Raw genomic sequence first — 17,196 nt, forward strand, 5'->3', positions numbered from 1 at the left:
TTCCCCGTTACACCTGACGCCTACCAAGCCAGCAACGCCGGGAATGTTGATGCTTTCATAACCAAGATCAACCCCACCGGAACCACACTACAATACAGCACCTACCTCGGAGGAACCAACTACGACTTTGGATATGCTATTGCCGTTGATAATAATGGCAACGCCTACATCACCGGATACACAGAATCCAACGATTTCCCAGTAACACCTGACGCCTACCAAGCCAGCTACGCCGGGAATGTTGATGCTTTCATAACCAAAATCAACCCCACCGGAACCACACTACAATACAGCACCTACCTCGGAGGAACCAGCACCGACTATGGACGAGCTATTGCCATTGATAATAATGGCAACGCCTACATCACCGGAAACACAGAATCCAACAATTTCCCAGTAACACCTGACGCCTACCAAGCCAGCGAAGCCGGGAATGGTGACGGTTTTGTTGCGAAATTTGGTTCTACTATTAAAACTGTAACTCAAAGTTTTAGTAAAACTGGTTTTGCTGGTAAAAATGTGGAGTTAACCGCGCAAGTGGAAGACGATAATGGCAACCCAATCAATGAAGGACAAGTACAGTTCAGTGTAAATGGAAACATAGTGGGAACCGCAAATGTGGTAAACGGACAGGCCACCTACACCTACCAGATACCCGGAACTTGGAAGGCTGGAACTTACCCCATATTAGCAGAATACCTAGGAACAGGAAACTATCAAGCAAGTTCAGCAACGGCTACTTTGACTGTGAATCCTACATCAAGTCTTTATCTGACCATCACATCCGATAAAAACAATCCAATAGCAGGTGACACTGTAACCTACACCATCAAAGTGGGTAACCGTGGACCAGACACGGCCAGTGATGTGGTTATGACCTACCAAATACCCCCGGGATTGGAATTTGCCAGTGCAAGTGTAGATAAAGGAACCTGGACCTACCAACAAGCAACACGAACACTCACCTGGAATATAAATGATGTACCCGTTGGTGACCCCTACCTATGGCTAGACCTAAAATATCTAAAACCCGGAACCTACCAGATTAATCCACGTCTATCCACCACAACCTATGACCCCACAATAGATGAGAACACAGAGAGCATAACAGTGAATGCCGCTGAAAAAATCGGCCCCAGAAGTGAACCAGTTAATGGTAAAACCGTGCCTATGCAAAAAACCGGAACACCACTAACAATTCTAGTATTAGCAGTGTTAATGGTGTTAGGCGGAATTGTCAGCACAAAAAAATAAATTCCCCCCCTTCTTTTTTTCTTTTTCGCTCTTACCCTTATTTTAGTGTAAAATTGTAAGTAATATAAAAACTAGAATATTATGTATGACAAGTGATGCAGTATTGGAATTGTTTATTCCAGATGAGGAAAAAGCTTTAGATGTTTTTAGACACATAAGATGGGCTGAAGGAGTTTATTGTCCCGAATGCAAATCTAATGAGATATATAAAAGAGGATATGTTATTAACAAAAAAGTTAGGCGATATTTCATGTAATAAATGTGGTTTGAATTTCACTGATTTTACTGGAACTATTTTTCGCCAATAAACACCTCCCCTTAGGTGAAATGCTTTATATAATATTGAACCAAGATAAAAAAAGCGTTAATCGATTATCAGAAGAATTAGGCCATAAATGGGAAAGTGTAAACAGAATATCTAAGGAATTTAAAGAATGTTTAGAAAATAATACAGAAGATCCTGTATTAGCAGGAGAAATTGAAATTGATGAAAAAAATTGAAATCAATGAAAATGTACCAATCCGCAGGCATTAAAGGCTTAAAAAAAACTTCCAAGAAAAAGGAGGCCTATAATTAAGAGGCAGATGGAAATATGTGACATAAGACAAACCACCAATAATCAGTTGGTTGAGGAACCAGAAACACCATTCTTAACTGTTTAAAAAAACTTATCCCAAAGATTTAGATACTCACAATAATAGAAACTCATTACAAAGGACCCATAATAGCTTTCACTGATGATTATACATTTTTATACATAATTTAGAAGAACAAGCAGATGTTAAAGAACATCATGTAATTAACCACTCCCCAAAAGAGTATGCAAACATATGAAAAACACGTCTACACATCTGATAACAGACATTCATCACATAAGACAATATTTAAGAATTTTTAGAGGAGTTTCAAAGAATATATCTCCATATGTACGTCAAATTCTTCCAATTTACATTCATCCATGGAGTTAATTAGATGGACGAATCACTACAAATAATTTGTACCTGCACTAAAAAAAGTATGGGTGGGAAAATCTAAAAAAAATACACTAGTTTATATAAGTGATCATAAATAACTCATAAAGATACTTTTAACCTAATCATGTATAATAGGTTTTTCAAAGGATTAGAGGGATCATATATGAGAAATATCATAGTGGAAGAGCTTATTCAGAAGCCCATTGAAGAGCAAGAGATAGAAATCGTGGAAAGGAAGGGTATCGGACACCCGGACAGTATCAGTGATGGAATAGCAGAATCAGTTAGCCGTGGCCTGTGCAATGCTTATCTTGATTATTTTGGTGGTGTACTTCACCATAACACCGATGAGGTGCAGATAACAGCTGGCGAATCCTCACCAGAATTTGGTGGAGGAGATATAATCAAACCCATGGACATCCTACTCACTGGAAGAGGAGTTCCTGAATACGAGGGCAAAAAAATCGGTGTGGACCGAATAGCCATCGGAGCGGCTAAAGAATACCTTAAAGAAGCGCTTATCAATCTGGACGTGGAAACCTGCACCGTGGTGGAGTGCAAGATCGGTCATGGTTCCGGAGACCTGGTGGATGTTTTTGGAAGGAAGGGAATGCCCTCCTCGAATGACACTTCCTTTGGAGTTGGATTTGCACCGTTTTCCGAAACTGAGAGTATGGTAATGGCCATTGAAGAACTCTTAAACTCCAAATCATTCAAAAAGAAATATCCTCAGGTGGGTGAAGACATCAAAGTAATGGGGCTGCGTGATCATGATAAGATCACCCTTACCGTGGCAGTGGCTATGATTTCCAAATACGTTGATGGCCCTGCAAGTTACATGGAAACCAAGGAAGCCTTAAAAGAGATTGTAACCAACCTGGCCCTGGAACACACCTCCCGAGATGTGGAAACTTTCATCAACACTGCTGATGATCCTACCTCAAAAACCGAGGAAGGTTACTACCTCACAGTTACTGGTACCTCTGCAGAAATGGGAGACGACGGATCCGTGGGTCGTGGGAACCGGGCTAACGGACTCATAACTCCTAACCGTCCCATGTCCATGGAAGCCACCTCTGGTAAAAACCCCATCAACCACGTGGGCAAAATATACAACCTCTTATCCACTCAGATGGCCAATGACATCATAAAAGAGGTGGAAGGAGTTAACCAGGCGCACTTAATGATTTTAAGTCAGATAGGCTCTCCTATAGACCAGCCCAGGGCCGCCAGTGCACAGCTCATCCTGGAGAAAGGTTATGAAATGGATCAGGTGAGAAGCGAAGTTCAGGGAGTTATGGACACCTGGCTGGCTGACATCAATCAGATAACTGAAATGTTAATTAAAGGTAAGCTTAGGACCTTCTAAGCTCCTTAATTTCTTTATTATTCTTTATTTTTCTTGTATATTTCTTAAATACCTTTTAATAATTTTTAATTATTTTCCTGGCTTTTTATACTGCCTTTTTATGTTATCATCACCAGAAGGACTCCTTCACCCGGTGAGATCAATGGTATAAAAGGATATAAAAGGCCTAGGAACAAAGTTTCTTATGAGTTGATCATCAAATATTTCACTAAAATATTGATCTTCAAGTTTATCAATGATATTTTACAAGGAGAATGGCAGATGGCAATCAAGGAAGCCCCCCGATCATACCAGTCCAAGGTCATAGAAGAGAAAGTGCAGAAATTCTGGGAAGAAAACCAGACCTATGAAAAAACACGTGATTTGAGAAAAAATCAGCCTAATTTCTCATTTTTAGACGGGCCACCCTACTGCAGTGGCCGGATTCATCTGGGAACCGCCTGGAACAAGATCATCAAGGACTCGTTTTTGCGTTTTAAATCCATGTCCGGATTCAATGTCCGTAGACAGGCTGGATGGGATACCCACGGACTGCCCATTGAACACAAGGTAGAAGGACTGCTGGGACTTAAAAGTAAGAAGGAAATAGAAACCAGAATCGGTATTGAAAACTTCGTGAACAAGTGTAAGGAGTTTGCAGTGGAAAATCAGGCCCTTATGACCCAGCAATTCCAGCTTTTAGGGGTTTGGATGGACTGGGATAAGCCTTACGTGACTTTTGACACCCAGTACATGGAGAGCTGCTGGTGGACCCTGAAAAGAGCCCATGAAAAGGAACTCCTGATTAAGGACCAGAGGGTTATTACCTGGTGTCCCCGCTGTGAAACAGCCCTGGCACTGGCAGAAATAGATTATGAGAACAAGGAAGATCCTTCCATATACGTTAAGTTTCCACTTAAGGGAAGGGAAAAGGAGTTCATTCTGGTTTGGACCACCACTCCCTGGACCCTGCCCGCCAATCTGGCAGTGTGCGTGCATCCTGATTATGATTACGCTTACATCAAAGTTGAAGATCCTGAAACCAAAAAGACAGAGATCTATGTGATGGCCGAAGCCCTGGTGGAGGCCACCTTCCCTGAACAGGATTATGAAATAATCAAAACCGTTAAAGGAAGTGAACTGGAGGGAACTGAATATCAACACCCCCTACCCGGAGAAATCCCATTCCATAAGGATTTCCAGCACCTTATACTGCCTGGCGATCATGTAACCCTAACTGAGGGTACTGGTTGCGTGCACACCGCCCCAGGACACGGTCCGGATGACTTTGAAATAGGTAAAAAATACGGTTTGCCCATATTCTGTCCCGTGGATGAGGCCGGACTTTTCACAGCTGAAGCAGGGAAATATGAGGGTCAGTTTGTTAAAGATGCCGATCCCCACATCATCGCTGATCTGGACTCTCATCACCTCTTATTTAAAGAAGGAATCATTGACCACCGTTATGGGTTCTGCTGGAGGTGTAAAACACCCATCATCTACCTGGCCACAGAACAGTGGTTTTTGAAAGTCACAGCCATCAAAGATAAAATGCTCAGTGAACTGGATAAAGTAGAATGGGTGCCCTCCTGGGCCGGGGAGAGCAGGTTCCGTAACTGGGTGGAAAATGCCAGGGACTGGACCATCTCCCGACAAAGATACTGGGGAATACCCATACCCATCTGGCTCTGTCAGGACTGTGGAAAAATGGAAGTAGTGGGATCCATAAGAGAGCTGCAGGAGAAAATAGTGGAAGGAAAACTGGAAGGAGATTTCATCCACCGACCACACGTGGATGAGATTAAACTGGGCTGCTCCTGCGGGGGGAAGATGAAGCGCACCCCTGACGTGTTGGATGTGTGGATCGACTCGGGAGTGGCAGGATGGGCTGCCCTGCATTATCCCCAGGAAAAAGAGATGTTCCAGGAATGGTATCCCTACCAGTTCATAACCGAGGGACATGACCAGACCCGTGGATGGTTCTATTCCCAGATGGGCTGTGGAGTCATAGCCCTGGACAGTGTACCCTACCAGAAGGTTCTGATGCATGGTTTCACCCTGGATGAGGATGGTAAAAAGATGAGTAAATCCCTGGGTAATGTGGTGGAACCAGATGAGGTAGTGGAAAAATATGGTGCCGATGTCCTCCGCTTCTACCTCTTATGGGGTAACAAACCATGGGATGACCTGAAATTCAACTGGGAGGAAGTGGGCACAGTTAACAAGATGTTCAACATCCTCTGGAATGTTTACGTCTTCAGCACCACCTACATGGCACTGGACGAATTCAATCCTACCATTCACTCTCCCCAAGACCTTAAATTCCGTGATGAAGACCGCTGGATAACCTCCCGGGTGAACTCCGTGGCCCTTGAGGTTACCAGTGCTCTGGATTCCCTGCATCTGCACAAGGCCACCCGCAGCTTAAACCATTTCATACTGGAGGATCTGAGCCGCTGGTACGTGCGCCTTATCCGGGGACGTACCTGGGTGGAAAAAGAAGATCCTGATAAGTTAGGAGCCTACTACACCCTTTACCATGTTCTGAAGAAATTAATAACCACTCTAGCACCTATATCCCCCCATATTACCGAGGAAATCTATCAGAATCTGGTGCGTGGTGGGGAAGAGAGTGCTCCGGAGAGTGTGCACATGCTGGACTGGGAGGTGGATGAAGAGGCCATTAACGAAGAATTAGAGAAAAACATGGAAATTGTGCGAGAAATCATCGAGGCATGTGCCCGTGCACGTGATGTGGCCCGTTACAAACTCCGCTGGCCAGTGAGGGAGATGGTGATTGTTACTGAGGATCCTGAGGTAAGGGGCTCAGTTGAAGCCCTCAAAGAGGTGCTCCTGGAGCAGGCCAACACCAAGGATGTGCGTTGTAGTGAGGAATTTGAAGGTCTTAAAATCCTGGCCACACCCAACATGAAAACACTGGGCCCTAAACTACGTGGAGATGTTCCCCAAGTAGCAGCGCACTTGGCAGAAAGTGACGGTGCAGCAATTCTTTCTACCCTGGAAAGTGAAGGAAAATATGAGATTGAACTGGAGGATAAGACCATCACCTTGGAAGAGGGTGATGTGCTGTTTGAAACTGAACTTCCTGATAACGTGGTCAGTTCTGAATTTGAGGGTGGAAGTGTTTTTGTGGACACCGAAGTCACTCCCGAGATATTATCTGAGGCCATGTCCCGGGAACTTATAAGAAGGATTCAGGATATGCGAAAAGACCTGGACCTGGATGTGGAGGCCACTATTAAGGTTAGCGTGGACTGCAGCCCTGATTTCCAGGAGCTGGTTGAGCCCCATGTGGATTTCATTTCTCATGAAGTACGAGCCGAAGAACTTGAATTTGGCACTGGTGAAGGATATCACAATAAAAAATGGAATATTGAGGATTTTGAATTATCCATAAGTTTCAAGAAATAACTTCAAGCAGGTAAAAAAACTGTAAAATTTTGAAAATTTCTCTATGCAGGCGAATAACATATGATCCTTGATGATTAACTCAAGTGAGGGTGAATGAGATGACTTTAACCGATGCTGAACTGGAATATATCAAAAATGAACTGGGACGGGACCCTAACCCCCTGGAAGAAGGTATGCTGGATATAATGTTCTCAGAACACTGCTCCTACAAGAGCAGCCGACCCATCCTGAAACTCTTCCCCACCGAGGGAGAGAAAGTCATACTGGGACCAGGGGATGATGCTGGTATCGTGGAACTTACCGATGAACTGGCCCTGGTCATGGGTATGGAAAGCCACAACCATCCCTCGGCAGTGGAACCCTATGGAGGTGCCGGTACTGGTATTGGTGGAATAATCAGGGACATCATATCCATGGGAGCCACACCAGTTGCCCTTCTGGACTCCCTGCGCTTCGGACCCATGGAAGACCAGCGCTCACGTTACATCTTTGAATACGTGGTTAAAGGAATCTCAGACTATGGGAACCGGGTGGGAATCCCCACAGTAGGTGGGGAAGTGGAATTTGAGGATAACTTCAAATTCAATCCCCTGGTGAATGTAGTCTGCGCAGGAATTGTGCGTAAGGATGAAATTGTACGAGGCATCGCCCCTAATGTGGGAGATGTATTCGTATTGATGGGTGGCCGTACTGGAAGAGATGGTATACACGGTGTCACCTTCGCTTCAGAAGAACTCACCTCATCCTCAGAACTGGAAAGCCGACCTGCAGTTCAGGTGGGTGACCCATTCACTAAAAAACAGGTAATGGAAGCCACCTTCGAGGCCCTGGAGAAGGTTGAGGTGCAGGGATTGAAGGATCTGGGTGGTGGGGGTCTTACCTGCTGTATATCTGAAATGGCTGATAAAAGTGGTAACGGTGCTCTCTTGGAGTTGACCAAAGTCCCCCTGAGGGAGGAAGGAATGACTCCCTATGAGATAATGTTATCTGAGTCACAGGAAAGGATGGTGTTCGTGGTGAACCGCCAAGATGTGGATAGCTTGCTGGAAATATTCGACAAGTATGAACTTCCCTATGCAGTGATTGGCCAGGTCACTGACACCCAGCGCATGGTGGTCACCAGGGAAGGAGAAGTGATAGCAGACATACCCACCCAGCTTTTAGCAGATCCTCCCATTGTGGAACGCGAAGCAAAAAAACCAGAACCCGATGAAAAATATTCGAAAGTGGAGGAGGGGCCAGTTGATGAAGCCCTTTTGGAGTTGCTTTCCAGTCAGAATATTGCCAGTAAAAAATGGGTTTACCGACAGTACGATCATGAGGTGCAGATACGCACTGTGGTCAAACCAGGAGACGATGCCGCAGTCTTAAGGGTGGATGATGAGAAAGCCTTCACCCTTACCAGTGACTGTAACAGCATACACTGCTACCTGGATCCCTATCACGGAGGAGCCGGGGCGGTGGCTGAGGCCATACGCAACGTGGTGGCCATGGGATCAGAACCCCTGTGTATGGTGGACTGTCTTAACTTTGGCAACCCTGAGAAGCCGGAAGTGTTCTGGCAGTTTTCAGAATGCGTGCAGGGCATGTCAGACATTGCCCAAAGGTTCAATTTACCAGTAATCAGCGGGAATGTCAGCTTCTACAATGAAACCGAGGGAGTGACTGTTAATCCATCACCAGTGGTAAGCGTGGCTGGAATCATGGATCTAAAAGACATAAGAACCATGGAATTCAAGAATAAGGGTGATAAGATCATGGTCATAGGAAGGACCAATCCAGAGATGGATGGATCCGAGTATCATAAGACCATTCACGGCTTAGTTCAGGGAGAAGCCCCCCGTGTAAATATTGAAGATGAATTCGCATCTGCCCAGGCTGTGCTGGGAATAATTAAAAAAGATGATGCTGGAAAGGTAACCGCAGCCCATGATCTTTCCGCTGGAGGATTGGGAGTTGCCCTGGCTGAAATGGCCATCAAGGGAAAAATTGGTGCCACTGTGAATCTCTCCAGTGTTCCTGGAGCGGAAGGTCTTTCACCATCAGAAACACTCTTTTCCGAATCACATGCCCGTTACCTGGTCACGGTTACTGAAGAAGCTTCAGAAAATATTCTTTCTACCCTGAAGGATATGAATGTTCCTTCAGCAATTATTGGCACTGTTGGAGGAGATTCTCTTAAAATAACCTCTGGTGAAGGTGTGACTGAAATTAGTGTATCCGAGCTTGACCATGCCTATCACGGAGTTATAGAAAAATTCATGGCCTGATCTTATGAAAAAAGAACTTTGGAGGCAGCTGATTCACGCATCAGGTGTCTTCATCGTTGTTTTAAGTTACTTTTTACCCCCCAACTTATTAATTATTCTGTGCATGGCCATACTGGTTTTTGTAGAAATAGTATTTCGACTGGATCATAACCACCACATACCCTTTTTTTCCACTATTTTAAGAGTTGCTAAACGCAAACATGATGAGAGAGGATTTGTCTATTTCTTCATTGGTATTATCATAACTTTGTACTTTTTCCAGTTTAACATGGCTATTGCCAATGCTGCCATTCTCATTCTATTGTTTGGGGATTCAGCATCCACCCTTATTGGTAAGAGGTTTGGAAAAATCAGGTTACCCTTCCAGCCCCATAAAACTCTGGAAGGAAGTCTGGCCTTTCTGGTGGTGGGATTTCTGGTATCCCTCACCCAGCTACCCCTGATCCCAGCATTTCTAGGTTCTCTTGCCGGAGCCTTAACTGAAGCCTACAGTCCAGTTGATGATAACGTGCCCATACCCCTGGTGTCAGCACTGGCCATGAGTTCAGTAGTTTATTTCATGATTTAAACCATAACCGAAGCCTTAAATTCTCAAAAATATTCCTATTCAGCAACTACTAGAAAAAATTCAGAAAAAATAAATCTATAACCTAATAGCCCTCTCATGTTTAAAAGATCTCACCGTGCCTACAAAAATAAACAACGAAACCACCAATGTAGGCAAAAGGTAAAGCATGATTTCAGGTTTAATTGTAGGGGATGAGGCCAGTCTCACCATTAAAACTGTGGGAATAAAGTTAAAAACTCCCTGAAAGATATCCGATTTGATGAAAAGGGGAATGAACAGGATAAATGTGGCAAAAACCAGGACCAGGGTTATAGCAGAGTTGGCCTCCTTGGTACTGTCCACCAGCATGGATATGAGTATCCCCACCCCTATAAATGCCAATCCCAAGAAAAACAACACTAAAACCATGAGTCCTGGATTGTATATAGGTACTCGAAGCAGGTCAAGCAAGAGGATCCAGGCAATGCTCTGTAATAGGGAAAACAAGAGTATGGGGATTATTTTACCCAGTATAACCATGTAGCTGGAGAGGGGTGTCATTAAAAGTACTTCAAAGGTTTTTCTCTCTTTTTCCCCCACCACACTATCAGTTACAATGTTACTGGCCAGGAAGAATGGCAATAGGAGTATAAATGGTACTATGAACCCATATATTAATTCCACAAAGTAAGGGCTGTCCAGAGCTAATTTAACCTCTTTGTTCTGATTGAGTTTTATTTCCTGGAAGTTTACTGGATTCTGAATGGCTTTTACCTGGCTTTCATTGAGACCTGCATTTTGTAGGGTTCTTTCCGTGTTGAACTTGTCAACGGCGTTATTGATTTTAGTAGAGGCCACTGGATAGAATACATTGGAAGTGTCCACCTGGACAGATACTTCCCCTGAACTGGAAATATCAACTATGGCCACTAATTTTTTACCCAACTGAGGTTTAGCTTCGGCTGTACTGTTATAATAGTTTAGAGTTAGTTTCTGTTCTTTCAAATATTTAGCCAGGCTGGAATCGTTCAAATCCTTACTTAATCCTATATTAAGGGTGGAGGTTGCCCCCAGCTGATCCAGAAGGGCGGGGTCACTGGCAATAGAGGCTACAGCCACCAAACCCACTGCCCCTATGATTATGAATACCTGAACCAGAACAACCAGTACATATATCCTGTTTTGGAGAATGTCTCGGGCTTCCTTCTTTGCCAGGGCCATTATTTTTCGGGTGGTGCTTGAGATCATGGTTTATTCTAATTTTTTCTTTTTATCCGTCTAATATCTTCCCATCTCTCATTTTAACAGTTTTTTGAGCGTATTCTGCTGCCAGTGGGTCGTGGGTGACAATGATGATGCTCCTACCCTCCTGGTTAAGGTCGGTTAACAGTTCCATTATCAGGTGACTGTTAGCAGTGTCCAGTTCACCGGTGGGTTCATCTGCCAGTATTAAAAGGGGATCATTGGCCAGAGCCCGGGCTATGGCCACTCTCTGTTCCTCTCCACCAGATAGTTGTGTGGGTAGGCGGTCATATTTGCCTTCTAAGCCTACCCGGCCCAGTATTTCCCGGGCCTTTTCCGGGTCTGGTTTCAGCATGGGAAGCATGACATTTTCTAAGGCTGTTAACTGGGATAGGAGGTTGAAACGCTGGAAGACAAATCCGATTTTGTTTCTCCTTAATTTAGCCTGTTTTTTTGCAGATAATTTTTTAACATTTTTTCCATTGAAAATGACCTCTCCCTGGGTTGGCAGGTCAAGTATTCCAGCCAGGTGGAGCAGTGTTGATTTACCAGAACCTGATGGTCCCATAACTGCCAGGAATGATTTTTCACCCAGTTTCAAGTTAACCCCTTGAAGGGCGTTTATTTCCTGGCTACCCATCCTATAAGTTTTCCAAGCTTCATTAATTTCAAGAATATCAGTCATAGCGAAGCGCCTCCACCACATTTAGTCTGGATGCTCTCCATGCAGGGTAAAGGCCTGCTAAAATACTTAAAACTGTGGCTCCACCCACCACTGCTAAAATTAACCAGGGTGGAAGCATGTAAAGTAGTGTTACGTCTTCCATTCCCAGTTGAGGTCCTAAAAAGATTATGGCCAGTTGCATGAGCACTGCCGCGAGAACCAAGCCTATCAGAGCCCCTATGAAACCTAAAAGTCCGGCTTCCATGAGGATGCTTCGCAGTACTTCGCCGTTGGTGAATCCTATGGCTTTTAGAACACCTATTTCTCGGGTTCTCTCGGTAACATTCACCAGCATTATATTCACAATGCTTATAACCCCTACGATTAGGCCTATGCTGGCTATAGCCCCTATGAAGAGCATTATTCCATTCATCATATCATCGATTTGTTTGGTGAAATCAGACTGAGTCATGGCCATGGTCCCGGGAATCTGACTTTCTATATCCTTTTTAGCAGTTTCTGGATCTCCTCTGGCACTGGCAGTTACACTGGTGACTTTATTCTCATTTAAAGGCAGGGCTTTATCAACATCTAAAAAGACAATTCCCATTCCCATTCCAGTGCTCTGCTGTGTGATTCCAGTTACGGTGAATTGTTCATCTTTAATGGTGATTTTACTTCCGATTTTATAATCAAATTTATCAACCAGGGATTGGTCAATAACCACCCCTGTTGACCCGTTTATTTTTACCTGATCCCAGTTGGATATTCCAATAACATAGAGGGGGGTTCTATTAAGGTCTGTGGTGAACTGGGTTTCTTCTTTGATATTATACAATATGGACATGTTTTTTATTCGGGATACTGTTTCCTGGTTAAGATATGCATCTCCACGGGATCCCATGAAAGCACCGCCAGAACTGTTATAGATGGACACATCACCCATCATGGTTTCTGTCTGGTCCTTCAGGTAGGATTTCATACCGGTGCCTGCGCCCATGAGAAGTACCAGGGTGGCCACTCCAATGATTATGCCCAGCATAGTCAGGGCGCTTCTGAGCTTTCTTCTTTTAAGATTTTTAAATGACAGTCTGTAAATGCTCATTTCTTAATTCTCCCCAAATATTCCACTAATTAATTTTTTTTATCTTTTCTTTATCCCTACTAGTTGTAGTGTGAGTTTTACTGGGCCGGGGCGTGGGCCGAATACCACATCATCCCTTTTAAAAAGCCAGGTGGCAATCCAGAAAGATAATGCACTTAAGATGATTACAAAGGTTACTGACATTAGAATTTCGGGTAGGGTGATGGTTTCACCGGAAAATAGTCTCATCACCGTGGTCATAGGGGAAATATTAGCCGAGTAACTTTTTCTGGATACATATGCCAGGGCGGGGACTATTAAAAATCCCACAACTATGATGTAGGCGAAGCTGATTCCTATACCTGCTTCTTTGTAATTTTTGGCATAGGCTGCGATGATGGATGTTAATCCTACTATGGGTATGGCAGTGAGCACCACCAGAAGATAAACCAGAACTACATTTTGTATGGTAAATCCTGCACCAACCAGTACAATCATCCACATAGCCACTTGCAGGGCACATATTCCTACCACGGCTAATCCTTTGCCCAGTAAGATTTCACCCTGGGAAATGGGCATGGCTATGAGTATCTCCCCAGTTTTTCGCTCTTTTTCCCCCACCACACTGTCAATTATTATATTTCCAAACAGGAAAAGGGGTAAAAATAACAGTACAGCCAGCATCACCTTTCTGATAAGCTGCAGGGGCAGAGGTTCCCCTGTTTTTTCTTCCTTTATCCCGGTTTGGGTGCTGGTGTTTTGAGAGTTAATAGATTGAAGGTAGTTCTTGGTTAATGCTGTGGAAACGGTTTTAGTGGTGGAGTTGACTTCATCCCTAATGACACTTTTACGGGGATCGGAGTAATCAAGGTATAAAACCGTGTCCACTACTTCCCCCTTCTGTATGCGCTGCAGTGAATCAGGAGAAACTGAATATAATCCACTGGTTTCGCCTTTTTCAATGCGTAAAAGTGAATTGTTACCATTTGTACTGTAAATATCTATTATTTCAGGATTCAGGGTCTTTTTAAACAGGCCTCCGGGGTCGTTAACATCCAGGGTGGCAAAATCAGTGAGAGAGGGGGTTAAGGATAATCCTTTATCTGATTCTATGTTTGCTGCAAAGGAATTGAACATTATAATTAACATGAAAAGTACGGATAACTGCATGCAAAATATTAGAAGGAATTTCCTACTCTTTAGAGTGTTTTTAAACTCCCAACGGGTTATTATACTGAAATTCAGGTTAAGTTTCATATTATTCTACCATTTAGATGAGATTTTGATTGATTTTTTACTATCCTCATTCCATGGTTTGGATGAAAACATCGTCCAGTGTGGGTTCTTTAGTGTTCACAGAAAATGCCTGCTCACCAAATATGTCTATGATGTTTGATATGTCATTTCTGGAGCGTAGGGAAATGAAAAACTGGTTACCTTCAATGTTTACACTCCTTACTGATTTAAAATTCCTTATTCTGTGTTCATCTATCTTATCCGGTTCATGTACTTTTATTTGTAGGATTAGATCACCATGAACCTTTTTCTTTAATGTTTCTGGTGTTCCCATGTCCCTGATTCTTCCCTGGTTAAGGATGGCCACCCTGTCACATAGGAGATCGGCTTCGTCCATGTAATGGGTGCATAGAATAACGGTTTTATCCCCTTTTAGTTCCTTGATGAAGTTTCGAATGGCTCGTGATGTGGCTGGATCCAGACCCATGGTTGGTTCATCCAGTATTATAACCTCTGGATCATGGATGAGTGCCCGGGCAATGCCTATTCTCTGCCTTAAACCCTTGGAAAAAGTGTTGATTGCATCATCAGCTCGCTTACTCATTCCCACCAGTTCCAGTAGTTCATCTATCCTGTTATTAATCCGATTTTTAGGAACACCATACAGTTCACCGAAGTATTTTAGAAGTTCCCTTGCCTTGAAACGCTCGTAAAGGTTGGGTTCCTCTGGCAAGTAACCGATCATGGATTTTATCTTGATCTGGTCATGGTGGATGCTGTATCCCCCCACAGTTACCTCTCCAGAATTAGGTTGTAATATGCAACAAATAATCCGGATGGCAGTGGTTTTCCCTGCACCATTCGGACCTATTATTCCCAGAAGCTCACCCTTTTCTATCTCCAGATTAAGATTGTCAAGTGCCTTTATCCTGCCAAAGGACTTGTTTAAAGACTCTATTTTAATCATGGTGTCATCTAAGCTCAAATCGTACATCTCCATCCAGGATTTAGAAAATAATATTTCACTTTTATTATTCTGATTCTACCCTCTTAATTTAGTTAACCAAAAACCAAAATCAGCAAAAAAATACTAATTTAAATCCATCCTCTTAAAATAATAACCATCCCTATAAATATCATCACAAATGGGAGAATTAAATGTCCATATTCTCGGATTTTATTACCAATAATCTCATTATTCACTAATTTAAATCCTAATAAACACCAAATTCCCACCAGGATCAAAAAGGTGACTATTATAGTTAGCAAAGATAAAGGATTGCTGGTGGCAAAAATAGGCATGTAAACCCCTAAATTGTCCCCACCATTAGCAATGGTTACTGCAGCCACGGAAAATATGTTATTATTTGTTATTCCCCCATTTTTTTCAAAAAATCCTTCATTTAAATTCTCAACAGGACTTTCTGGATTTTTAAGAGACATGAGATTTCTAATCCCAATAAGAATGGGCAATAACCCTAGAAGACTTATGTAAGCTGGTGGAATTATTAACTGTGCAAAATAGGCTAAAGAACTTATCATTAAAAGAGATATAAATCCCAAATACTGTCCCCACACCACTTCCTTTGTTTGGAACTGGGGATGAGCGAAAAATGCCGCTAAAAGGAACATGTCATCTAAATTAGTGGCTAAAAATGCAAGTAATGCAGTAATGATGGTGACGCTTTCCATTTAAACCTCTAAGATATTTGATATGATATGAATAAATAATGGAATGGTATAGACTATTATAAGTAAACTGTAGATATAAAATGAGATTAGATATTCCATAGAGGGATAATAATAATTTTTTTAAAGTTTTTTTTGAAAAAGTTAATTATCTAACATTTAATCAGACCAAGCAAATTAAAAACTTCTAAAATCAAATTAAAATTTTTAAAAATTTAAATGTGACCATAAATGTTCTTATCAAAACTCATGCCCACCCCAGATGCTAAAAAAATCATCCTTGAGAGTTTAAACCCTTCTGAAGTTGAAAAAATCCGGTTGGAAGATGCTTATAGGAGAGTGATTGCTCAGGAAGTTATTTCCACACTAAATTCACCCCCTTTTGATAGATCTGCCATGGATGGATATGCTGTAATAGCAGAAGATACTTTCGGCCACTCTGAGACTGATCCCCTTCAGTTGAAAGTGGTGGATAGTATAGGTGCTGGTGAAAGGTCACAATTCAGTGTTAAAAATGGTGAAGCTATCCAAATTGCTACCGGTGCTCCCCTGCCTCGTGGAGCCAATGCCGTGGTAATGGAAGAATATACTTATGAAGATGAAGGTAATTTACAGGTGGAAACTTCAGTGGTTCCTGGTGAAAATGTTTCCCCTGCTGGAGAAGAATTTCATACAGGAGAACTGGTTTTAAACCAGGGTACCTTATTAGACCCCCCTGAGTTGGGTCTTGTTGCATCAGCAGGATTTGATGAAGTTTTAGTGTTTAAAAAGCCCCGAGTTGCAGTGGTAATAACGGGCAGTGAACTGGTAATGCCTAAAAATAAATTAAATGGTGCTGAAGTAGTTAATTCCAATCATTTCACCATTAAATCCCTGGTAGAATCCTGTCTTGCTATTCCTGATATGTTTCACTCCATAGATGATGCAGGATTAGTCAAAGATCTGTTTAAAAACTTGCTAACGAATTACGATGCCCTTATCACCACTGGTGGAACTGCTATAAGTAAAGGCGATGTGGTGGTAGATGCAGCCTGTGAACTGGGAGAAGTTCTTATTCATGGAGTGTCTTTAAGGCCGGGCAAACCTTTTGGATTCGCACGAATAAATGGAAAGCCTGTTTTTATGTTATCTGGATTTCCTGTGGCGGCTATGGTTCAGTTCGATGTTTTCGTCCGGGAAGCTCTTTTAAAAATGCAGGGTTTGGATTTCGAACCATTGATTATTGGTAAAAAGGCTGCCCGGAATATACCCTCAACTCTGGGAAGGACTGATTATATCCGGGCTAAGATTGATAAAGATCTGGTTCATCCCCTGAAAATTAAGGGTTCTGGAATAATAAGATCCATGGTGGAGTCTGATTCTTATATTATAATCCCGGAAAATCAGGAGGGAATATCTGAAGGAGAAGAGTGTAAAGTTCTTCCCTATCAATCTCTAAAATCTTAAACTCTAAAA

Annotated in this window: 14 protein-coding genes; 8 read left to right on the forward strand and 6 right to left on the reverse strand. The window is 42.7% G+C overall.

Annotated elements, in window-relative coordinates:
• The 7 genes from HVN35_08820 to HVN35_08850 all read left to right on the forward strand — a co-directional run.
• A partial coding sequence (locus HVN35_08820; protein ID NYB52644.1) for an SBBP repeat-containing protein occupies positions 1 to 1,254 on the forward strand: 1,254 nt, incomplete at its 5' end.
• A gap of 85 nt (positions 1,255 to 1,339) precedes the next feature.
• Positions 1,340 to 1,510: a transposase gene (locus tag HVN35_08825; protein ID NYB52645.1), complete on the forward strand. Its 171-nt coding sequence runs from the start codon at positions 1,340 to 1,342 to the stop codon at positions 1,508 to 1,510.
• A gap of 71 nt (positions 1,511 to 1,581) precedes the next feature.
• Complete coding sequence (locus HVN35_08830) at positions 1,582 to 1,755, forward strand: hypothetical protein (GenBank protein NYB52646.1); 174 nt, start codon at positions 1,582 to 1,584, stop codon at positions 1,753 to 1,755.
• A gap of 637 nt (positions 1,756 to 2,392) precedes the next feature.
• Positions 2,393 to 3,598, forward strand: coding sequence for a methionine adenosyltransferase (locus HVN35_08835; GenBank protein NYB52647.1), 1,206 nt, complete (start codon positions 2,393 to 2,395; stop codon positions 3,596 to 3,598).
• Positions 3,599 to 3,859: 261 nt separating this feature from the next.
• Positions 3,860 to 7,009 (forward strand): isoleucine--tRNA ligase, encoded by a 3,150-nt coding sequence (locus tag HVN35_08840; protein NYB52648.1) that lies wholly within the window; start codon positions 3,860 to 3,862, stop codon positions 7,007 to 7,009.
• A gap of 98 nt (positions 7,010 to 7,107) precedes the next feature.
• Positions 7,108 to 9,279 carry a phosphoribosylformylglycinamidine synthase subunit PurL gene (gene purL / locus HVN35_08845; GenBank protein ID NYB52649.1) on the forward strand — a complete coding sequence of 724 codons (2,172 nt, stop codon included), beginning with the start codon at positions 7,108 to 7,110 and terminating at the stop codon, positions 9,277 to 9,279.
• 4 nt (positions 9,280 to 9,283) lie between these two features.
• A complete protein-coding gene (locus HVN35_08850; GenBank protein ID NYB52650.1) occupies positions 9,284 to 9,847 on the forward strand; it encodes a phosphatidate cytidylyltransferase in 564 nt (187 codons plus the stop codon).
• A gap of 75 nt (positions 9,848 to 9,922) precedes the next feature.
• On the opposite strand, the gene HVN35_08855 is transcribed toward HVN35_08850, so the two are convergent.
• The 6 genes from HVN35_08855 to HVN35_08880 all read right to left on the reverse strand — a co-directional run bounded on the left by HVN35_08855 (position 9,923) and on the right by HVN35_08880 (position 15,744).
• Positions 9,923 to 11,074, reverse strand: a complete 1,152-nt coding sequence (locus tag HVN35_08855) for an ABC transporter permease (protein NYB52651.1) — start codon at positions 11,072 to 11,074, stop codon at positions 9,923 to 9,925.
• A 22-nt stretch (positions 11,075 to 11,096) separates the two neighbouring features.
• Positions 11,097 to 11,753, reverse strand: a complete 657-nt coding sequence (locus HVN35_08860; protein ID NYB52652.1) for an ABC transporter ATP-binding protein — start codon at positions 11,751 to 11,753, stop codon at positions 11,097 to 11,099.
• On the reverse strand, positions 11,746 to 12,774 hold the full coding sequence (locus HVN35_08865; protein ID NYB52653.1) for an ABC transporter permease: 1,029 nt from the start codon (positions 12,772 to 12,774) through the stop codon (positions 11,746 to 11,748). The genes HVN35_08860 and HVN35_08865 overlap by 8 nt, the downstream gene beginning before the upstream one ends.
• Before the next feature lie 102 nt (positions 12,775 to 12,876).
• Complete coding sequence (locus HVN35_08870; GenBank protein ID NYB52654.1) at positions 12,877 to 14,073, reverse strand: ABC transporter permease; 1,197 nt, start codon at positions 14,071 to 14,073, stop codon at positions 12,877 to 12,879.
• A gap of 46 nt (positions 14,074 to 14,119) precedes the next feature.
• Positions 14,120 to 15,019 carry an ABC transporter ATP-binding protein gene (locus tag HVN35_08875; GenBank protein ID NYB52655.1) on the reverse strand — a complete coding sequence of 300 codons (900 nt, stop codon included), beginning with the start codon at positions 15,017 to 15,019 and terminating at the stop codon, positions 14,120 to 14,122.
• A gap of 128 nt (positions 15,020 to 15,147) precedes the next feature.
• Positions 15,148 to 15,744: a cadmium resistance transporter gene (locus tag HVN35_08880; GenBank protein NYB52656.1), complete on the reverse strand. Its 597-nt coding sequence runs from the start codon at positions 15,742 to 15,744 to the stop codon at positions 15,148 to 15,150.
• A 228-nt stretch (positions 15,745 to 15,972) separates the two neighbouring features.
• On the opposite strand from HVN35_08880, the gene HVN35_08885 reads away from it, so the two are divergent.
• Positions 15,973 to 17,187 carry a molybdopterin molybdotransferase MoeA gene (locus HVN35_08885; protein NYB52657.1) on the forward strand — a complete coding sequence of 405 codons (1,215 nt, stop codon included), beginning with the start codon at positions 15,973 to 15,975 and terminating at the stop codon, positions 17,185 to 17,187.
• Positions 17,188 to 17,196: the final 9 nt, after the last annotated feature.

This window comes from Methanobacteriaceae archaeon, assembly GCA_013403005.1.
GTDB lineage: Archaea > Methanobacteriota > Methanobacteria > Methanobacteriales > Methanobacteriaceae > Methanobacterium.